The organism is Nonomuraea sp. KM88, from assembly GCF_052245635.1.
Lineage (GTDB): Bacteria > Actinomycetota > Actinomycetes > Streptosporangiales > Streptosporangiaceae > Nonomuraea.
Map to the genome: position 1 here is coordinate 43,815 of NZ_JBQQCC010000018.1, position 15,895 is coordinate 59,709.

General features: G+C 72.5%; 14 protein-coding genes. 8 read left to right on the forward strand and 6 right to left on the reverse strand.

All coding sequences use genetic code 11. The features are described from left to right. Positions 1 to 28: 28 nt before the first annotated feature. The 6 genes from ACTWPV_RS38980 to ACTWPV_RS39005 all read right to left on the reverse strand — a co-directional run bounded on the left by ACTWPV_RS38980 (position 29) and on the right by ACTWPV_RS39005 (position 7,100). The gene (locus ACTWPV_RS38980; protein WP_443155624.1) at positions 29 to 1,417 is read right to left on the reverse strand and encodes a hypothetical protein; all 1,389 of its coding nucleotides are present in this window, start codon (positions 1,415 to 1,417) and stop codon (positions 29 to 31) included. Further along, positions 1,414 to 2,379 (reverse strand): alpha/beta hydrolase family protein, encoded by a 966-nt coding sequence (locus ACTWPV_RS38985; protein WP_443155625.1) that lies wholly within the window; start codon positions 2,377 to 2,379, stop codon positions 1,414 to 1,416. The genes ACTWPV_RS38980 and ACTWPV_RS38985 overlap by 4 nt, the downstream gene beginning before the upstream one ends. A 76-nt stretch (positions 2,380 to 2,455) precedes the next feature. Continuing rightward, positions 2,456 to 3,661: a cytochrome P450 gene (locus ACTWPV_RS38990; RefSeq protein WP_443155626.1), complete on the reverse strand. Its 1,206-nt coding sequence runs from the start codon at positions 3,659 to 3,661 to the stop codon at positions 2,456 to 2,458. Positions 3,662 to 3,677: 16 nt separating this feature from the next. Next, complete coding sequence (gene phnE, locus ACTWPV_RS38995; protein ID WP_443155627.1) at positions 3,678 to 5,330, reverse strand: phosphonate ABC transporter, permease protein PhnE; 1,653 nt, start codon at positions 5,328 to 5,330, stop codon at positions 3,678 to 3,680. After that, positions 5,330 to 6,115: a phosphonate ABC transporter ATP-binding protein gene (locus ACTWPV_RS39000; protein WP_443155628.1), complete on the reverse strand. Its 786-nt coding sequence runs from the start codon at positions 6,113 to 6,115 to the stop codon at positions 5,330 to 5,332. The genes phnE and ACTWPV_RS39000 overlap by 1 nt, the downstream gene beginning before the upstream one ends. Continuing rightward, positions 6,108 to 7,100, reverse strand: a complete 993-nt coding sequence (locus ACTWPV_RS39005) for a phosphate/phosphite/phosphonate ABC transporter substrate-binding protein (RefSeq protein ID WP_443155629.1) — start codon at positions 7,098 to 7,100, stop codon at positions 6,108 to 6,110. Before ACTWPV_RS39005 ends, ACTWPV_RS39000 begins: the two co-directional genes overlap by 8 nt. Before the next feature lie 195 nt (positions 7,101 to 7,295). Here ACTWPV_RS39005 and ACTWPV_RS39010 point away from each other — a divergent pair, with 195 nt between their 5' ends. The 8 genes from ACTWPV_RS39010 (at position 7,296) to ACTWPV_RS39045 (ending at position 15,894) form a co-directional block, all read left to right on the forward strand. After that, positions 7,296 to 8,684: an alpha/beta fold hydrolase gene (locus ACTWPV_RS39010; RefSeq protein WP_443155630.1), complete on the forward strand. Its 1,389-nt coding sequence runs from the start codon at positions 7,296 to 7,298 to the stop codon at positions 8,682 to 8,684. Between the two features lie 146 nt (positions 8,685 to 8,830). Then, a complete protein-coding gene (locus ACTWPV_RS39015) occupies positions 8,831 to 9,877 on the forward strand; it encodes a PaaX family transcriptional regulator (RefSeq protein ID WP_443155631.1) in 1,047 nt (348 codons plus the stop codon). 86 nt (positions 9,878 to 9,963) lie between these two features. Next, a complete protein-coding gene (locus tag ACTWPV_RS39020) occupies positions 9,964 to 10,887 on the forward strand; it encodes a PaaX family transcriptional regulator (protein ID WP_443155632.1) in 924 nt (307 codons plus the stop codon). 110 nt (positions 10,888 to 10,997) lie between these two features. Further along, positions 10,998 to 11,891, forward strand: a complete 894-nt coding sequence (locus tag ACTWPV_RS39025; RefSeq protein ID WP_443155633.1) for a transporter substrate-binding domain-containing protein — start codon at positions 10,998 to 11,000, stop codon at positions 11,889 to 11,891. Next, positions 11,888 to 12,733, forward strand: a complete 846-nt coding sequence (locus ACTWPV_RS39030) for an amino acid ABC transporter permease (protein WP_347648434.1) — start codon at positions 11,888 to 11,890, stop codon at positions 12,731 to 12,733. Before ACTWPV_RS39025 ends, ACTWPV_RS39030 begins: the two co-directional genes overlap by 4 nt. Next, on the forward strand, positions 12,730 to 13,545 hold the full coding sequence (locus tag ACTWPV_RS39035) for an amino acid ABC transporter ATP-binding protein (RefSeq protein ID WP_347648433.1): 816 nt from the start codon (positions 12,730 to 12,732) through the stop codon (positions 13,543 to 13,545). Before ACTWPV_RS39030 ends, ACTWPV_RS39035 begins: the two co-directional genes overlap by 4 nt. Beyond that, positions 13,542 to 14,663 carry a CapA family protein gene (locus tag ACTWPV_RS39040; RefSeq protein ID WP_443155634.1) on the forward strand — a complete coding sequence of 374 codons (1,122 nt, stop codon included), beginning with the start codon at positions 13,542 to 13,544 and terminating at the stop codon, positions 14,661 to 14,663. Before ACTWPV_RS39035 ends, ACTWPV_RS39040 begins: the two co-directional genes overlap by 4 nt. Next, positions 14,656 to 15,894, forward strand: a complete 1,239-nt coding sequence (locus tag ACTWPV_RS39045; RefSeq protein ID WP_443155635.1) for a CaiB/BaiF CoA transferase family protein — start codon at positions 14,656 to 14,658, stop codon at positions 15,892 to 15,894. Before ACTWPV_RS39040 ends, ACTWPV_RS39045 begins: the two co-directional genes overlap by 8 nt. Position 15,895 lies beyond the last annotated feature (1 nt).

Consider the following 15,895-nt stretch of genomic DNA (forward strand, 5'->3'; position numbering starts at 1 on the left):
CCCGATCCACCCAGGCGGGCCGTGCGGCTCAGCGCGGGTAGGGCCGGTTGAACCGGGGTGGGCTGAACGAGGCGTACCGAGGGGCGGGGTCGGCCCTCAGCGCCGCCGCGCGGGCATTCATCGCCCGGGCCGACGTCGCGGGCCAGTGACCGCTCCGCAGCCGGTCGAGTACCGTCGCCAGCGCTGCCTGCTGCTCCGCCGGCGAGAAGTCGCAGTGGCCGACGGTCTGCGTGTACGTCTGGCGCAGCAGGGAGCTCGCGCCGGCCCGGCGCACCTTCTCCCCGTACGACTGCTGCTGGGCGACGGTGGAGATCTGGTCACCGGTGCCCGACAGGGTCAGCACGGGAATCCGCAGCTCGCCGTCCAGGACGATGCCGCGGGAGAACCGCTCGACGGCGTCCGGGTCCGCCGCGACGCGAGGCGCGGCGGCCAGGTCCTTCAAGTCGGCCGCGAGTTCCAGGCCTGCCGCCTCGTACAGTTCCCCGACGGCACGCCGGAGTGCCGGATCGGCCAAGCGCAGCTGCCTCGCGTAGTCCACGCCGGTGTTCCAGGACGGGTTTCCGCCGACCACCGCCATGATCTGGCGCCGGCTGCTCATGGCCTGCCCGACGTAGGGCAGAGGGCCACCGGCGAGCGCCAGGTAGGCGCCCTCCTCCAGCGCGCCGGCGTCCCTGCCGTCCGGAGGCGGCGGCGCGGACCCGTCGGGGTTGCGGCCCCAGGCGGGCAGCTGGCCGATCGCGGCGGCGAGTGCGATCCTGGCCCGGCCCTCGGGAGTCTGCTGCGCCGCGGCGAGGGCGTCGATCCACGCCTTCCTGGCCGACTCGACGTCCTCCGGGATGTCGATGACCGGCAACCCCGGCGCGATCAGGCGCTCCAGCACGAAGAGCGTGTCGAGCTTCTGGTTCCACTGGGCGACGGACCCGCCCAGTCCGCCGCACATCGGGACGGCCGCGTCGAAGGCGTGGGCGTGGACCTGCGCGACGCCTGCGGCGACGAAACCTCCCATCGAGGTCCCGGAGGCGATCGCCTTGCGGGCCCGGCCGTAGGCCTGCTCGAAGCGGGCCAGCGCTTCGGCCTGGTTGTCGATGGCGGACCGGATGTCCCAGCCGGTGATCGCCCGGCTCGTCCCGCCGCGGGCCACGCCGTCGGCCAGCAACCGCGCGGTCAGGGGCTCGTTCGGGCCCGAACCGGCGAAGTCGAGGGCGACCACCACGGTGCCGTTCCAGCGGGCCGGAACGACGAACTCGTAGGGCGTGCCGTCATCGAGGGTGCCGCTGACGCAGCTGGGGCGGGCGGGAGAGTCCGGCAGGCACGGTGTGCCACCGGAGGGCCTGGCGAGGGCTGCGCCGGCGGTTCCGCTCCAGCCGGCGGCCGTCACCGCGGCGGCGGCCAGGCACACGATCGTTCGGCTGATCACAGCGGCAGTCCCTTCGACTCGATCGTCCAGCCGTCCTCGGTGCAGAGCCCGCAGCCGGGGCCGGCGAAGCGCGCCCCGGCGGCCCGATCCCCGCGTAGGACGTAGTCGAACCAGTCCGCGGCCACCTGCCAGCCCATGGTCGCCTGGAGCCCCGCGATCAGGCCGACGTGGCCGGCCGCCGCGTCACTGGCCAGGACGGCGGGGACGTCGAGCAGGGCGTAGTTCTCGACGCTGTTCTGCTGGGCGACGTCGTCCGGACCGCCGTTGACCAGGAGCGTGGGGGTGTGCAGGTCGGCGAGCCGGTCGCGCCCGTAGCCGCCGAAGCTCGGCTCCGCGAGGTATCCGGTGTTGAATCCGGCGACCGCGTCGATCACGGGGTCGGTCCCTGCGGCGAGAGCTTCGATGCCGCCGCAGCTGTGGCCGAGCACGCCGACCCGCGTCGTGTCCACCCGTCCGTCGAACTGCTTGCGGGCCCGCTTCGACTCGGTGGCCCAACGGGCGGCCGCGAGGAGCGCCTCAGGGTGCGCCGTCGTCCTGTCCGGGGTGCTGGGGACGGGGAACTCGTCCACCCCGCCGTTGGCCACGACGATGTATCCCTGGGAGGCCAGGCCGGTGAGGAACGTGATCCCTTCGAGGTTGCTCGTCGCGCAGGCGCCGTTGCCGTGCACGATCACGGGCAGGCTGCCCTTCCGCAGCGCCTTGAGCTCGGCCGGGCGGTAGACGGTGTGCCCGGGCAACCCGTCGGCGGCCTCCCGGACCGTGGGCAGCACGGCCGGCGTCGGGCCGCCGGCCGCGGAGGGCTCCTGCGGTGGCGGATTCTGAGCGAACGACGCTGCGGCGGACGACGCCACTGCGAACGACTCCACTGCGGACGATGCTGCGGCGGAGCCGGGGACGGTGAGGACGGCTGCCCCCACGGTCACCGCCAGCAAGGTCCGCGCGGTGATGAAGCGGGCTGACATGACGCGTTTCCTCCACGGTTGATGGACGGGAGCAGGGGTGTGGATGGCCGGCCGGACGGCGGCCCGGGAGACGGGCTCAGCCGCGGGGGACCAGGCGGAGCGGCGCCGATCTCGGCCCGAACTCCAGCCAGTTGAACATCTCCACCTCGCCGTCCGGTTCGACGCGGGTGGTGCCGGCGAGCAGCTCGCCCAGCGCGGCCGTCATCTCCAGCCGGGCCATCGCCGCGCCGGGGCAGCGGTGCGCGCCCCGGCCGAACGCGAGGTGCCGGTTGCGCCGCCGCTCGAGGTCGAGCCGGTCGGCGTCGTCGAACACCGCCTCGTCCCGGTTCGCCGAGGGAAAGATCATCGCGATGGCCTCGCCGGCGCGCACCGTGCGGCCGCCGAGTTCGACGTCCCGTGTGGCGGTGCGGGCGAAGACCCGGTAGGGGGCGTACAGCCTCAGGAGTTCCTCGATCGTCGCCGGCAGCAGCCCGGGGTCGGCGCGCAGCCGGTCCTGGAGGTCAGGGTCGCGGGACAGGTGGACGGCCGCGCTGCCCAGCACGGCGTGCGGCGCCCCGATGCCGGCCACGACGGTCTGCCGTACGGTGGCCACCACCAGGTCGTCCGGGATCGGCCGCTCCGGGTCGCCGGACGCCCGCAGCAGGCTGCTCACCAGGTCCTCGTCCGGGGCGCGGGGGTCGGCCCGGCGGTTGTCGACGATGGCCCGGGCGATGGCGTACAACTCGTCACTGGCCGCCATGACTCGGGCCCGGTCCATCTCCTGGATGGCGAAGCTGTACTCGACGCCGATCCGGCGGATCTCCAGCACCTGGTCGACCGGCAGGCCGAGGAAGATCGCGAAGCACTGCGCCGCATACGGCAGCGCGAACTCCTGGGAGTAGTCGCCGCCGCCGCGGGCCAGCAGCGGCTCCAGCAGTTCGCGTGCCGCCTGCGCGAAGGCCGGTTCGAGACGCCGTACCACGCTGCGGCGCAGCACCCGGTCCATGGGGGCGCGGTAGATCTCGTGCTCGGGCGGATCGAAGTGCAGCGGCGGCCGGCGCTGGGCGCGCGGCACGTGCGGGACGACGTTCTGCACCGCGGTGCTGAACGTCTGGCTGTCCCTGGCCACCCGCACCACCTCCGCGTAGCGGGTGGCGGCCCAGAAGCCGCCGAAGGCGTCGCTCCACGGCACCGGGCAGCGCCGCCGCAGCTCGGCGTAGGTCTCGTGGGAGCTGTCGAAGGTCTCCGGTGCGGTGGGGTCCCAGTCGGAGGCGCGTCCGAGGCCGTCGCCGGTGGTCGTCATGGTGAATTCCCTTCGTTCACAGCAGGTGCCTGCGCGCGATCCGGGCGAGCGTCTCGATGGCGTACACGACGACGGCGATCGCGATGACGATCGCGGCGGTGGTGTCGTACCTCAGCGTGGCGATCGACTCCTGCATGAGGTAGCCGACGCCGCCCGCGCCGGCGATGCCGAGCACGATCGACTCGCGCAGCGCCAGGTCGGCCACGAACAGGCCGTTGCCGGTGAAGGACGGCACGAACTGTGGCCAGGTCCCGGCGGCGAAGGCCTGCCACCGGCGGGCGCCGACCGAGGTCAGCGCCTCGTGCGGCAGCGGGTCGAGCTGTTCCAGCGAGTCGGCGAAGAACTTGGCCGCCAACGCGGTGCAGGAGATCCACAGGGCCAGGAAGCCGGCGAACGGGCCGAGCCCCAGCGCGGCCACGAACAGCAGCGCGTACACCAGGTCGGGGATGCCCCGGACCACCACCAGCAGCACCCGGACCACCACGGACAGCGGCCGCCAAGGGGTGGTGTTGACGGCGGTGAGCAGGGCCAGCACCAGCCCGCACGCGGCGCCCACCGCGGCGGCGCCCAGTGCCATGAGCAGGCTTTCCAGCACCGCCATGACCAGGTCGCCGGAGAACGCGGGCGGCCACATGCCGGTGAGGACGCCGCGCAGGTTCGTCCAGGCGCCGGACAGCCGGCCCAGGTCGGGTTGCAGGGACCACAGTGACACGAGGAAGACCGCCCCGGTGGCGACCGTGCCGGCCACCCGCAGCACCCGGCCTCGGACCCAGCCGACGTCGTGCGGGGCACGCCCGGCAGGCAGCGCGGCGGGGCCCGTCGAGCCCGCGGCGGACCGGCCGACTCTGGCGCGGCGGCGGACCGCCACCGACAGCAGCTCCAGCAGCAGCACCAGGGCGACGATCACGCAGATGATGCCCGCCGCCCGGTGGTAATTGAGGCTGCCCAGCGCGGTCTGCAACGCCACGCCGATGCCGCCGGCCCCGACGACGCCGAGCACGGCCGACGTCCGGATGTTGATGTCCAGGCGGTACAGCACGATGGCGGTCAGCGCGGGGAAGACGCGGGGCAGGACGGTGGAGACGGCCACCTGCGCCTCGCCGGCCCCGCACGCGCGGGCGGCCTCGGCGGGGACGGGGTCGGCCTCCTCGACGGCGTCGGCCAGCAGCTTGGCGATCATGCCCACCGAGTGCACGGCCACGGCGAGCGCGCCGGCCAGCGGACCCAGGCCGAAGATCCGTACGAACAGGATCGCGAAGGCCAGCGTCGGCACGGCCCGGGTCAGCACGACGGTCACCCGCGCGACCGGGCGCAGCCAGCGGGGCCCGCGGTGGGTGCGCGCGGCGGTGAAGGCCAGCGGCACCGAGGCCAGCACCGCCAGGCCGGTGCCCGCCACGGCGATGAGCAGCGTCTCCATGATCATCCAGGCGACGTCGCCGGCGCCGGACAGGGCGGGCGGCCACATCCGGCGCAGCAGCCGCGCGGTGTCGTCGAGACCGGCGGCCAGCGTGGCCGGGGACAGGCCGATCCACCAGAACGTCAGCCAGGTCACGGCCACGGCCGCGACGAGCAGCCCTGCCGCGACCAGGGCGCGGGCGCTCCACGGCGGCCGCAGCGGGCCCGGGTCCGGCGCGGCGGGGGCGTGCGTGGCGGGGGTGGTGCTGGTCATCAGCCTGGCCCCCAGGAAGCCGCAGGGCCGTAGATCTCCCGCAGCCGCTCGGCGGTGAGGCCGGCGGCGGGCTCGTCCAGCACCAGCCGGCCGCCGCGCAGCGCCACGACCCGGTCGGCGGTGGAGAGCGCGTACTCGACCTGGTGCAGGCTGCACACGACGGAGATGCCGTCCTCGGCGCTGATCCGTTTGAGGATCTCCAGCACCAGCACGCTCGCCGCCGGGTCCAGCGAGGCGACCGGCTCGTCGGCGAGGATCAGCTCGGGGCTCTGCAGCAGGGTCCGGGCCACCGCGACCCGCTGCTGCTGCCCGCCGGAGAGCGTGTCACAGCGCTGGAACCGCAGGTCGGCCAGCCCGACCCGGTCCAGATGTTCCACGGCGCTGACCCGCAGCGCGCGGGGGTAGCTCATCACCCCGTACCTGGGCAGTTTCAGCGTGGCGAGCGCGCCCATCAACACGTTCTCCAGCGCGGACAGCCGCCCGACGAGGCCGAACTGCTGGAAGACGAAGCCGACCCTGGCGCGCAGGGCGCGCAGCCGGTTGCGGGAGCAGGCGGCCGGGTCCTCGCCCAGGGTGCGCACGGTGCCGCTGTCCGGCAGGTGCATGCCGTTGACCAGCCGCAGCAGCGTGGACTTGCCGGCTCCTGAGGGGCCGACCAGGGCGACGAACTGGCTCCGCGGGACGTCCAGCGAGACGTCGTCGAGCACGGTGACGCCGTGGAAGCCCTTGCCGACCTCCGACAGCCGTAGCACGGGGTCGCCGATCGCGGCGGGTTCCTCAGCCACCGGACGTGCAGACCTCGGCCTTGGTGATCTCGCAGATGCGCGCGATCGGCTGGTAGGTGGCGTCGGTGGCCTTGACGAACGTCCAGGCGGTGGAGGTGCCGAGGGTGCAGGCCGTGGCGTCGGCGTGCCGGCCCCAGTTCTTCGGCCCCTTGATCTCGTTGCCCTTGCACAGCCCGGCGGAAGCCGCGCCGGTGGCGGTCAGGCCGGTCACCGTCTTGGAGATCTTGTCGCGGACGTCCTGCGGAAGCCACGTGCCGACCACGATCGGCGGCCCGGGGATGAGCGGCGAGGTCCACACCTTGGTGACCTGCCCCGGCTTGAGCTGGCCGCGGGCGGGCAGCAACTGGTCGATGAAGACGTCGCCGACGAAGGCGATGTCGCAGTCGCCGGCCAGCAGCGAGGCGACCGCCGTGTCGTGCCCGTGGGTGAACACGGTCTTGACGTCGTTGTCCACATCGACGCCGGCCTCCCGCAGCGAGGCGAGGGGCTGGAGATAGCCGGTCGTGGAGCCCGGGTCGGTGAAGCAGACGTCCTTGCCGGCGACGTCCTTGAGCGAGGCGATGCTCTTGTCGTCACCGCGGGTCACCCCGTAGGCGTGCGCGCCGGGGTCGCCGTCCGGGACGGCCAGCGGGACGGCGACGGGCTCGACGTCGGCGCGGCTGCGGGCCAGGTAGTAGCTGAAGGCTCCGTAGACGGCGACGTCCACCCGCTTGGCGACCTGGGCCTCGACGACAGCGGCGTTGCTGGTGACGGCCTGGAACCGCACCGGTACGCCGAGGTCCTTCCGCAGCGCGGAGACGATCGGGGCGAACGACGCTTCGAGGTTGTCGCTCTGCTCCGACGGGATGGCGGCGAAGACCAGTTCGCCGGGCCGGCCACCGTCTGCGGATGCGCTGCGGGTGCTTCCTGGACCGGCACCACAGGCGGGCAGGAGTGCGATCGCGGCACCCGCCGCGATGACGCCCAGAGCTGACTTTCGGAACATCGAGGCTCCTCACATGCAGGTGGTCGGGCCAAAGTAAGCAGGTCCACGAGCATTGTCAACGGTTCTGTGACGACCGTAGGATTACTGTCGAACATTATGAGCGGCTAAATCTTGACGACCGTCCATCTAACTGTTGCCTAGTTTCGTCGCAGCAGCTTCCCACCCATGGAGGCGGACATCAATCCCCGTTCAGTGATGAATCGGGCGACCCTTGCCGTGACGGTGCTCACGGCCACGGCCTTCGCCCTCCCACCGGCCGCCGGCCTGCCCCACGCCTCGGCGACGACCGGCCGGGCCAGTCCCATCAGCGTCACGGGCGTCCACCCGAGCGGCGCCACCTACGCGATCGAGGTCCCGCGCGGCTGGAACGGCACCGTGCTGGCGTTCAGCCCCGGCTACGGCCAGGGAGCCGGCCCGCAGCACCTGCCGGCCGACCTCGGCGGTGACACCGCCGCGCGGCGCCGGCTGCTGGCCCACGGCTACGCCCTGGCCGGCACCCGGCCCTACGGGGACGGCTGGGCCGTCGCGGAGACCCTGCGGGATTCCGCCGCCACGCTCGCCACGTTCGCCGAGGTGGCAGGGACACCCACGGTCACCCTGGCCTGGGGGGCTTCGATGGGTGGCGCCATCGCGGCCGGCCTGGCCGAACGCCGGCCCGACCTGATCGACGGCGCGCTGCCTTACTGCGCCTCGGTCGCCGGGCCGGTGGCGATGCTCAACCAGTCGTTCGACGCGGCCTTCGCGTTCAAGACGTTGCTCGCCCCCGGCGACGACGCGGTCAAGCTCGTCCGGCTGGCCTCGGCGGAGGAGGAGGCGCGGAGCACCGCGGCCGCCCGCGCCATCCTGGACGCCGCCCAGCAGACTCCGGCCGGCCGGGCCCGCATCGCCCTGGCCGCGTCCTTCGCCCAGGTCTCCACCTGGTCGGTCCCCGGCACCCCGGAACCGGCGGCGCGCGACTGGGCCGCACAGCAGGCCCAGCAGTACGCGGCGTTCATGGCGACCGTCTTCTCTCCCCGCCATCCGCTGGAACAGCGGGCGGGCGGGAACTTCTCCTGGAACACGGGCGTGGACTACCGCCGGGCACTACGGCAGTCGGGGCGCATGGAACAGGTGCGGGCCCTCTACGGCAGCGCGGGGCTGGACCTCGACGCCGACCTCGCGGCCCTGGGCGCGGCGCCGCGTGTCTCCGCCGACCCCGGCGCCGTCACCTACATGGAGGACAACTTCACCCCACGCGGCGCGCTGGGCGTCCCTGTCCTGACGGTGCACGAGCGCGGCGACAACTACCCCACCGTCACCCAGGCCCGCGCCTACTCCGACGTGGTGCGGCGCGCCGGGAACGGGGAGATGTTGCGCCAGGCGTTCGTCGACCGGCCAGGCCACTGCCGCTACACCGGAGCCGAGTTCGTCGCCGCGGTGCGGACCCTGCGGAGCCGGGTCGTCACCGGCCGCTGGACGGGCGTCAACGCTCATCAGCTCAACCGGCTCGCCGCACGCCTGGCCGCCGAGGACCCGGCCCTGGGCGGCGCGGAGTTCGTCCGCTACTCCCCCGGCCGTTTCCTGCGCCCTCACGTGCCACGCTGAAGGAGGCGTCTCACGCGATCGTCGCCTCCCGGACCGACCACGCCGGGATGCCCGGACGCCGTAAAATTCACCCAGGTCGAGCCCGGTCAGCCCGTCCGTGATCGGGCGTGGCCTGCTGGGCCCCTCACCGGCTGAGGAGTCTGACGATGGACCGACGCCAGGTGGCCGCGTCGCCGGAGCCCGGCTCCCTGCCAAGGGCTCGGCAAGGGGCCGAGCCACAGCGGTTGCTGACCACGCTGCTGGGCGACTACTGGTTCTGGCGGCAGGAGCACATCCCGTCGGCGGCGCTGGTGCGGCTGCTGGAGGAGTTCGGCATCACCGCGGCCAGCGCCCGCGCCGCCCTGCGGCGGCTCACCTCGCGAGGGCTGCTGACCAGCTCCCGCAACGGTCGCACCACCGCGTACGGCCTGCCGCCTCGGGCCAACGACGTGATCGTGGCGCACATGCGCCGGCTGCTGACCTTCGGCGCCGCCACCCCGCGCTGGGACGGGAAGTGGACGGTCGTCACGTTCTCGGTGCCCGAGGACCAGCGGGACACCCGCCGCGCGCTGCGCGACGGGCTGCGTCTCCTGCATTTCGGCATGATCTTCGACGCGGTGTGGGTGTCCCCGCACGACATGACGGACGACGTCGTCGAGCTCGCGCGAAGGCTGGGCGTGCGCGGGGCGGTGGTGTTCCGGGCCCGCAAGGTCGCCGACGACGACCTGGACCCGGTGCCGGCCCGCGCCTTCGACGTCACCGCGCTGCGCGAACGTTACCTGCGCTTCATCCGCACCCACCGGCCGGTCGCCGAGCGGCTGGCGATGTCCGTCCCGTGCCCTGCGGAAGCGCTGCGGCTACGGACCGCGATCATGACCGACTGGCGGGTGTTCCCCACGCTCGACCCCGACCTTCCCGCCGAGCTGCTTCCCGCCGGCTGGCCGCGCGACGAGGCCAGGCGGCTGTGCGTGCAGATCTACGACTCGCTCGGAGAGCCGGCGGAGCAGCGCTTCCGCGAGATCCTCGCCGGATTCGACCCCGAGCTGGCCGGGCTGGCAGCGCACCACACCTTCACGCAGGTGTCCGGCCTGGAGTCGCCGGTGGCCCACCGTCACACGAGCTTCGACGCGACGACCGACCGCGACCGCCTGGACCTCCTCGCCGGTGGCGACCTGGCCGGCGCGTGGCGGGAGGAGGGCGGCGAGGCCCGCTGACGACCCGCATCGAGAGCCACCCCACCATGGAAGCATGACATTCCCATAACGAGCGCACGTCCAAGCGTTGCCAATATACTCTCGCTGTGAATGATAGTGAGCTGCCCGAGGCAGGGAACGTCGACTTTCCGCGCTTCCAGGTCGGCGCACCCCCGCAGCACCTGATCACGACGCTGCTCGGTGACTACTGGATCAGCCGGCCCGAGCAACTGCCGTCCGCGGCCCTGGTGCGGCTGGCCGAGGAGTTCGGGGTCTCCGCCGTGGCGGCCAGGGCCGCGCTCAGCCGCCTGACCAGACGGGATCTGCTGGAGTCGTCCAAGTCCGGGCGGCGCACCTACTACCGGCTGACCGACCGGGCCGCCGCAGTGATGCTGGAGGGCAGGCAGCGGATCATGTCCTTCGGCCTGGAGCAGGGCGCCTGGGACGGCAGATGGGTGATGGCGGCCTTCTCCATCTCCGAGGAACAGCGCGACCTGCGCCACGCGCTGCGCGCGAGGTTGCGCTGGCTCGGCTTCGCCCCGCTCTACGACGGGCTGTGGGTCTCGCCGCGGGCGAACACCGACAGCGCGGCGGCGGTGCTCACCGAGCTGGAGATCCCGATGGCGACGGTCTTCCGCGCCGAGGCCCTGGACCTGACGGGCATGCGCGCCCCGCAGGAGGCGTGGGACTTCGATCAGCTCCGGCGCACCTACGAGGAGTTCGTGGCCCGGTACGCGCCCCTCCTGGAACGCGTCCGCAAGGGCGCGGTCGGCGCGTCCGAGGCGCTGGTGGCGCGTTCGGGGATCATGGACACCTGGCGGACGTTCCCCAACCACGATCCCGACCTGCCGGCGGAGCTGCTGCCCGCCGACTGGCCGCGCGCCGCGGCCAGGGACCTCTTCGTGGAGATCTACGACACCCTCGGGCCGCTCGCCGAGTTCCGCGTCAAGCAGATCGTCGCGGAGTTCGAGCCCGGACTGGCCGAACTGGTCGCCCACCACCGGACCGGTTCCATCCTCGCGCCCACCTGATCGCTCCCCCGCACAACCGGCTCTTGACAGGCGTGCACCCTTAGGTGTGACACTTACCCCAACGACCGCACAATTAACTGCAGCCTTAGTCCGGTCGCGGGAGGACCACCATGAGACTGCCCAGGACCGTTCTCGCGAGTGCGGCGGTATTGACTCTCGCCTCCGCCGCAGCATGCGGCGGAGGCGGCGGTGAGACGCAGCGGCCGGCCGGCGCGACGGCGCTGTACGACGCCCTACCCGATGCCATCAAGGAGACGGGCGTCATCCGATTTGCCGGAGACTCCCACCCGCCCTACCGGATCGTCGCCAACGACGGCAAGACCGTCACGGGCATCGACAAGGATCTGCAGGACGCCCTCGGCAAGGCGCTGGGGGTCCGCACCGAGATCTCGATCGTCAGCGGCCTGCCCGCGGCGCTCTCCGGCATGCTCGCCTCCAGGTACGACGCCTTCAACGGGCCGGTCAAGGACACCGCCGAGCGCGAGAAGCAGTTCGACGCGATCGTCTGGATGGTCACCCGGACCTCCTATCTGATCCCCAAGGCGGGGTCCTCGGCCATCAAGAGCTCGGGTGACCTGTGCGGCAAGCGGGTCGCCGGCACCGCCGGCAGCATCGTGGAGGACCAGGCCAAGCGCCTGACCGAATGGTGCGCCAAGCAGGGCAAGCCGCAGATCGACTTCATCGGCTTCGCCGACACGAACGGCACCATCCTCGCCGCCACGTCCGGCCGCGCCGACGCGGCGGGCATGACCGAGAGCGCGGCCCTCGACGTGATGGTGAAGCAGAAGGACGCCTTCACGTACGTCACGCAGACCGACGAGCAGGGCGCCGGCGTCGACCAGCTGGCGATGCTCGTGCCCAAGTCCAGCGGTCTCGGCCCGGTCATGCTCGACGCGTTCAAGGAGATCTTCGAGAACGGCGAGTACAAGAAGATCATGGACAGGTACGGGCTCCAGAAGGTGGCGGTGGAAGAGCCCCGGATGAACACAGCGGCGGCGCAGTGAGCTCGGCGCCGCAGGTCGTGGACGTCGCCTCGGCCCGTCCCCGCATCCGCCCCCTGCGCTGGGTGGTCGGAGCCGTGCTCCTCGTGCTCGTCGCGCAGTTCGCCTGGTTCCTCGTCACCAACCCGCGGTTCGAATGGCCGGTGGTCGGCACCTACCTGTTCGACCCGAACATCCTGCGCGGTCTCGGCATGTCGCTGCTGCTCACCGTCATCGGGATGGCGCTGGGCAGCGTGCTCGGGGTGCTTCTCGCGTCGGGCAGGCTGAGCGGCTTCAGGCCGGTGGCCTGGGCCTGCGGCGTCTACGTCGCGGTCTTCCGCGGCATACCACCCCTGGTCCAGCTGATCTTCTGGTTCAACCTCGGTTACCTCCTGCCGCGGATCTCGCTGGGCGTGCCGTTCGGCCCGACCTTCGTCTCGTGGCCGACCAACTCCGTGATCAGCTCGCTGACCGCCGCCGTCATCGGGCTCACCCTGCACGAGGCCGCGTACATGGCCGAGATCGTCAGGGCCGGCATCCTGGCCGTGGACGGCGGGCAGCGTGACGCGGCCCGCGCGATGGGCTTCACGTCCAGGCAGAGCTTCGTCAAGGTCGTGCTTCCGCAGGCGATGCGGGTGATCGTCCCGCCCACCGGCAGCCAGTTCATCAGCCTGCTCAAGGGCACCTCCCTGGTCAGCGTGATCGCGATGGCCGACCTGCTGTACTCGGTGCAGGTGATCTACAACAGGACCTACGAGATCGTGCCGCTGCTGATCGTCGCCTGCGCCTGGTACCTGGCGGTGGTCACCGTGCTGTCGCTCGGCCAGCGGCGCCTGGAGCAGCACTTCGGAAGGGGGCAGCGGTGACACCGGTCCTGCGCGTCCATGACGTGCGCAAGCGGTTCGGCGACCACCTGGCGCTCGACGGGGTGAACCTGGACGTGCACGAGGGCGAGGTCGTCACCGTCATCGGCCCGTCCGGGTCGGGCAAGTCCACCCTGGTCCGCTGCGTCCACCAGCTGGAGAACATCGACGGCGGGGCCATGTACCTCGACGGGGAACTGCTCGGCCACGAGATGCACAGGGGCCACCTGCGTCCCCTGCCGGACCGCCGCGTGGCCGCCCAGCGCGGCCGCATGGGCATGGTCTTCCAGCAGTTCAACCTGTTCGCGCACTGGAGCGTGCTGCGCAACGTCGTCGAGGCCCAGGTGGCGGTCCACGGCCGCGCCCCCGAGGAGGCGCGCGAGGAGGCGCTGCGGCTGCTGGAGCGGGTGGGGCTCGCCGGCAAGGCGGACGCCCACCCCCGGATGCTCTCCGGCGGCCAGCAGCAGCGCGTCGCCATCGCCAGGGCCCTGGCCACGCACCCGAGGATCATGCTCTTCGACGAGCCCACCAGCGCTCTCGATCCCGAGCTGGTGGACGAGGTGCTGAGCGTCGTGCTCGATCTGGCCCGCGGCGGCATGACCATGATCATCGTGACGCACGAGATGAGCTTCGCCCGCGAGGTGGCCGATCGCTGCGTCTTCATGGAGGAGGGCCGGGTGGTCGAGACCGGCACTCCCGAGGAGATCTTCGACAATCCCGCCTCACCCCGTCTGCGAGCCTTCCTGTCGCGCTTCTCCGGGCGCGCGGCCCCAACCCCTGACGAACGCGCGCTCGAGGAGGAGACCACCTCTTGACTTGCACGGTAATGGCCGTCGGCGACCTCGTCGTCGACGAGCCCGACCCCGCGTCCTTCTTCGCCCCGGCACGGGAGACGCTGGGCCGGGGCGATGTGGTGATCGGCCACATCGAGGTGCCCCACAGCACGTCCACCGCCCAGGTCAGCACCGACGTACCCGCGCCGCCCGCCGATCCCGCCGCGCTCTCCGCGGTCGCCGAGGCCGGATTCCACGTGGTGACGCTCGCGGGCAACCACGTCTACGACGTCGGCGACCAGGGAGTGGCCGACACCATCAGGTACGCGACCGAGGCCGGGCTGGCCACCGCGGGCGCCGGCATGACCCTCGGCCAGGCCCGCCGTCCCGCGGTCGTGGAGCGCGACGGGCTGCGGATCGGCGTGCTGAGCTACAACTGCGTCGGCCCGCGCGAGTCCTGGGCGACCAGCCGCAAGCCGGGCTGCGCGTACGTCAAGGTGCTGACCCACTACGAGCTCGACCACGCCAGCCCCGGCGGGCCGCCCGCCGTCTACACCTTCGCCGACCCCGCGTGCCTGGAGCGGCTGGCGGCCGACGTGGCGGCCCTGGCCGCCGAGGCCGACGTCGTGCTGGTGTCGCTGCACAAGGGCGTCGGGCACACACCCGCCGTGCTGGCGATGTACGAGCGGCCCGTCGCCCGTGCCGCCGTCGACGCCGGAGCGCACGCCGTGTTCGCCCACCACGCCCACATCATGCGAGGCGTCGAGATGTACCGCAGCAGGCCGATCTACCACGGGCTGGGCAACTTCGTGACCGTCACCCACGCGTTGACGCCCGCGACAGGCGACGAAGGCGAGCGGGCCGCGTGGGCGCGCCGCAGAGTCGAGCTGTACGGCTTCGCCCCGGACCCGGACATGCCGTACTACCCCTTTCATCCCGAGAGCCGGAACACCGCGATCGCGCTCTGCCGCTTCGACCGGAACGGCCTGGTCTCGGCCGGTCTCGTGCCCTGCTGGATCGACGGCGCCGGCCGGCCGGTGCCGCTCGGCGACGACGCGGAGGGACGGCGGGTCGTGGCGTACATCGAGCGCATCACGCGGCAGGCGGGTCTGGAGACGGAGTTCCGCTGGGAGGGGGACGAGGTGGTGCTGCGTGGCTGAACGCCCGCTGGCCGGCCGTACGGTGATCGATCTGACCACCGCGCTGTCCGGGCCGTACGCGACCCTGCTGCTGGCCGGGCTCGGCGCCCGTGTGATCAAGGTGGAGAATCCGCTGACCGGCGGCGACAGCTCCCGCAACAACGCCCCCTATCTCGGCGCCGACGGGCTGGCACTGACCCGCGGCGGGGACGACGACATGTCCGTGTCGATGCTCCTGCGGGGCCGTAACAAGCAGAGCGTCACGCTGAACCTGAAGCATCCCCGCGCCCGCGACGTCCTGGCCGGTCTGGTCCGGGTGTCGGACATCATGATCGACAACTACAGCGCCGGCGTCACGGCGCGGCTCGGCATCGGCCACGACTGGGCGAGCACGATCAACCCGCGGATCGTGTGCACGTCGATCAGCGGGTTCGGCGCGCAGGGCGGTCCCGGCTCGGGCAAGGCGATGGACACCATCATCCAGGCGCTCAGCGGCGTGATGATGACCGCGGGCGCCCCCGGCGAGCCGCCTGTCCGCTTCGGGCTGCCGGTGGGTGACCTGGTCGCGCCGCTGTACGCGGTGATCGGCACGCTCGCCGCGGTCCTGCGGGCCGACGCGACCGGCCAGGGCCAGCACGTGGACGTGTCCATGCTCGGGGCGCTCACCTCGCTGGTCGCGTGCGAGCCCTTCGACGCCTACGAGAAGCTGGGCCTGCCCATGCGCACGGGGACGACCGTGCCCAGGCTGGCGCCGTTCGGCACGTTTCCCACAGCGGACGGCTGGTTCGCGCTGTGCGGCCCGACCGACGCCTTCGCCCGCGGCCTGTTCGCGGCGATGGGGCGCGACGACCTGGCCGCGGACCCGCGGTTCGCCTCCCGGGACGCGCGCGTGGCCAACTCCGGGGAGCTGCACGAGCTGGTGGGCTCGTGGGCGGCGGACCGGCCGCTCGCCGTGGTCCTCGACCTGCTCACCCGGCATGGCGTGCCCGCAGCCGAGGTGCGGGAGCCCGGCGACGGCGTGCGCGACCCGCTGGTGCTGGAGCGCGAGGAGGTTGTGCCGCTGGAGCATCCGCGCCACGGCCGCCACGCGGACCTGTACGGGACCGGCGTGCCGATCCGCTTCTCCGACTCGGAGGCGGCGCTCGACCGGCCGGCGCCCGGCCTCGGCGAGCACAACGCCGAGATCTACGGCGGGTTGCTCGGCTACTCCGGCGCCGAGCTGAACGAGCTGGCCGAGGAAGGGGTGATCTGAC

Bases quoted from the DNA above. Each gene is read 5' to 3' on its own strand.
- ACTWPV_RS38985 (WP_443155625.1), bottom strand. From the start codon at position 2,379: ATGTCAGCCCGCTTCATCACCGCGCGGACCTTGCTGGCGGTGACCGTG.
- ACTWPV_RS39015 (WP_443155631.1), top strand. From the start codon at position 8,831: ATGGACCGACGCCAGGTGGCCGCGTCGCCGGAGCCCGGCTCCCTGCCA.
- ACTWPV_RS39005 (WP_443155629.1), bottom strand. From the start codon at position 7,100: ATGTTCCGAAAGTCAGCTCTGGGCGTCATCGCGGCGGGTGCCGCGATC.
- ACTWPV_RS39010 (WP_443155630.1), top strand. From the start codon at position 7,296: ATGAATCGGGCGACCCTTGCCGTGACGGTGCTCACGGCCACGGCCTTC.
- ACTWPV_RS38990 (WP_443155626.1), bottom strand. From the start codon at position 3,661: ATGACGACCACCGGCGACGGCCTCGGACGCGCCTCCGACTGGGACCCC.
- ACTWPV_RS39025 (WP_443155633.1), top strand. From the start codon at position 10,998: ATGAGACTGCCCAGGACCGTTCTCGCGAGTGCGGCGGTATTGACTCTC.
- phnE (WP_443155627.1), bottom strand. From the start codon at position 5,330: ATGACCAGCACCACCCCCGCCACGCACGCCCCCGCCGCGCCGGACCCG.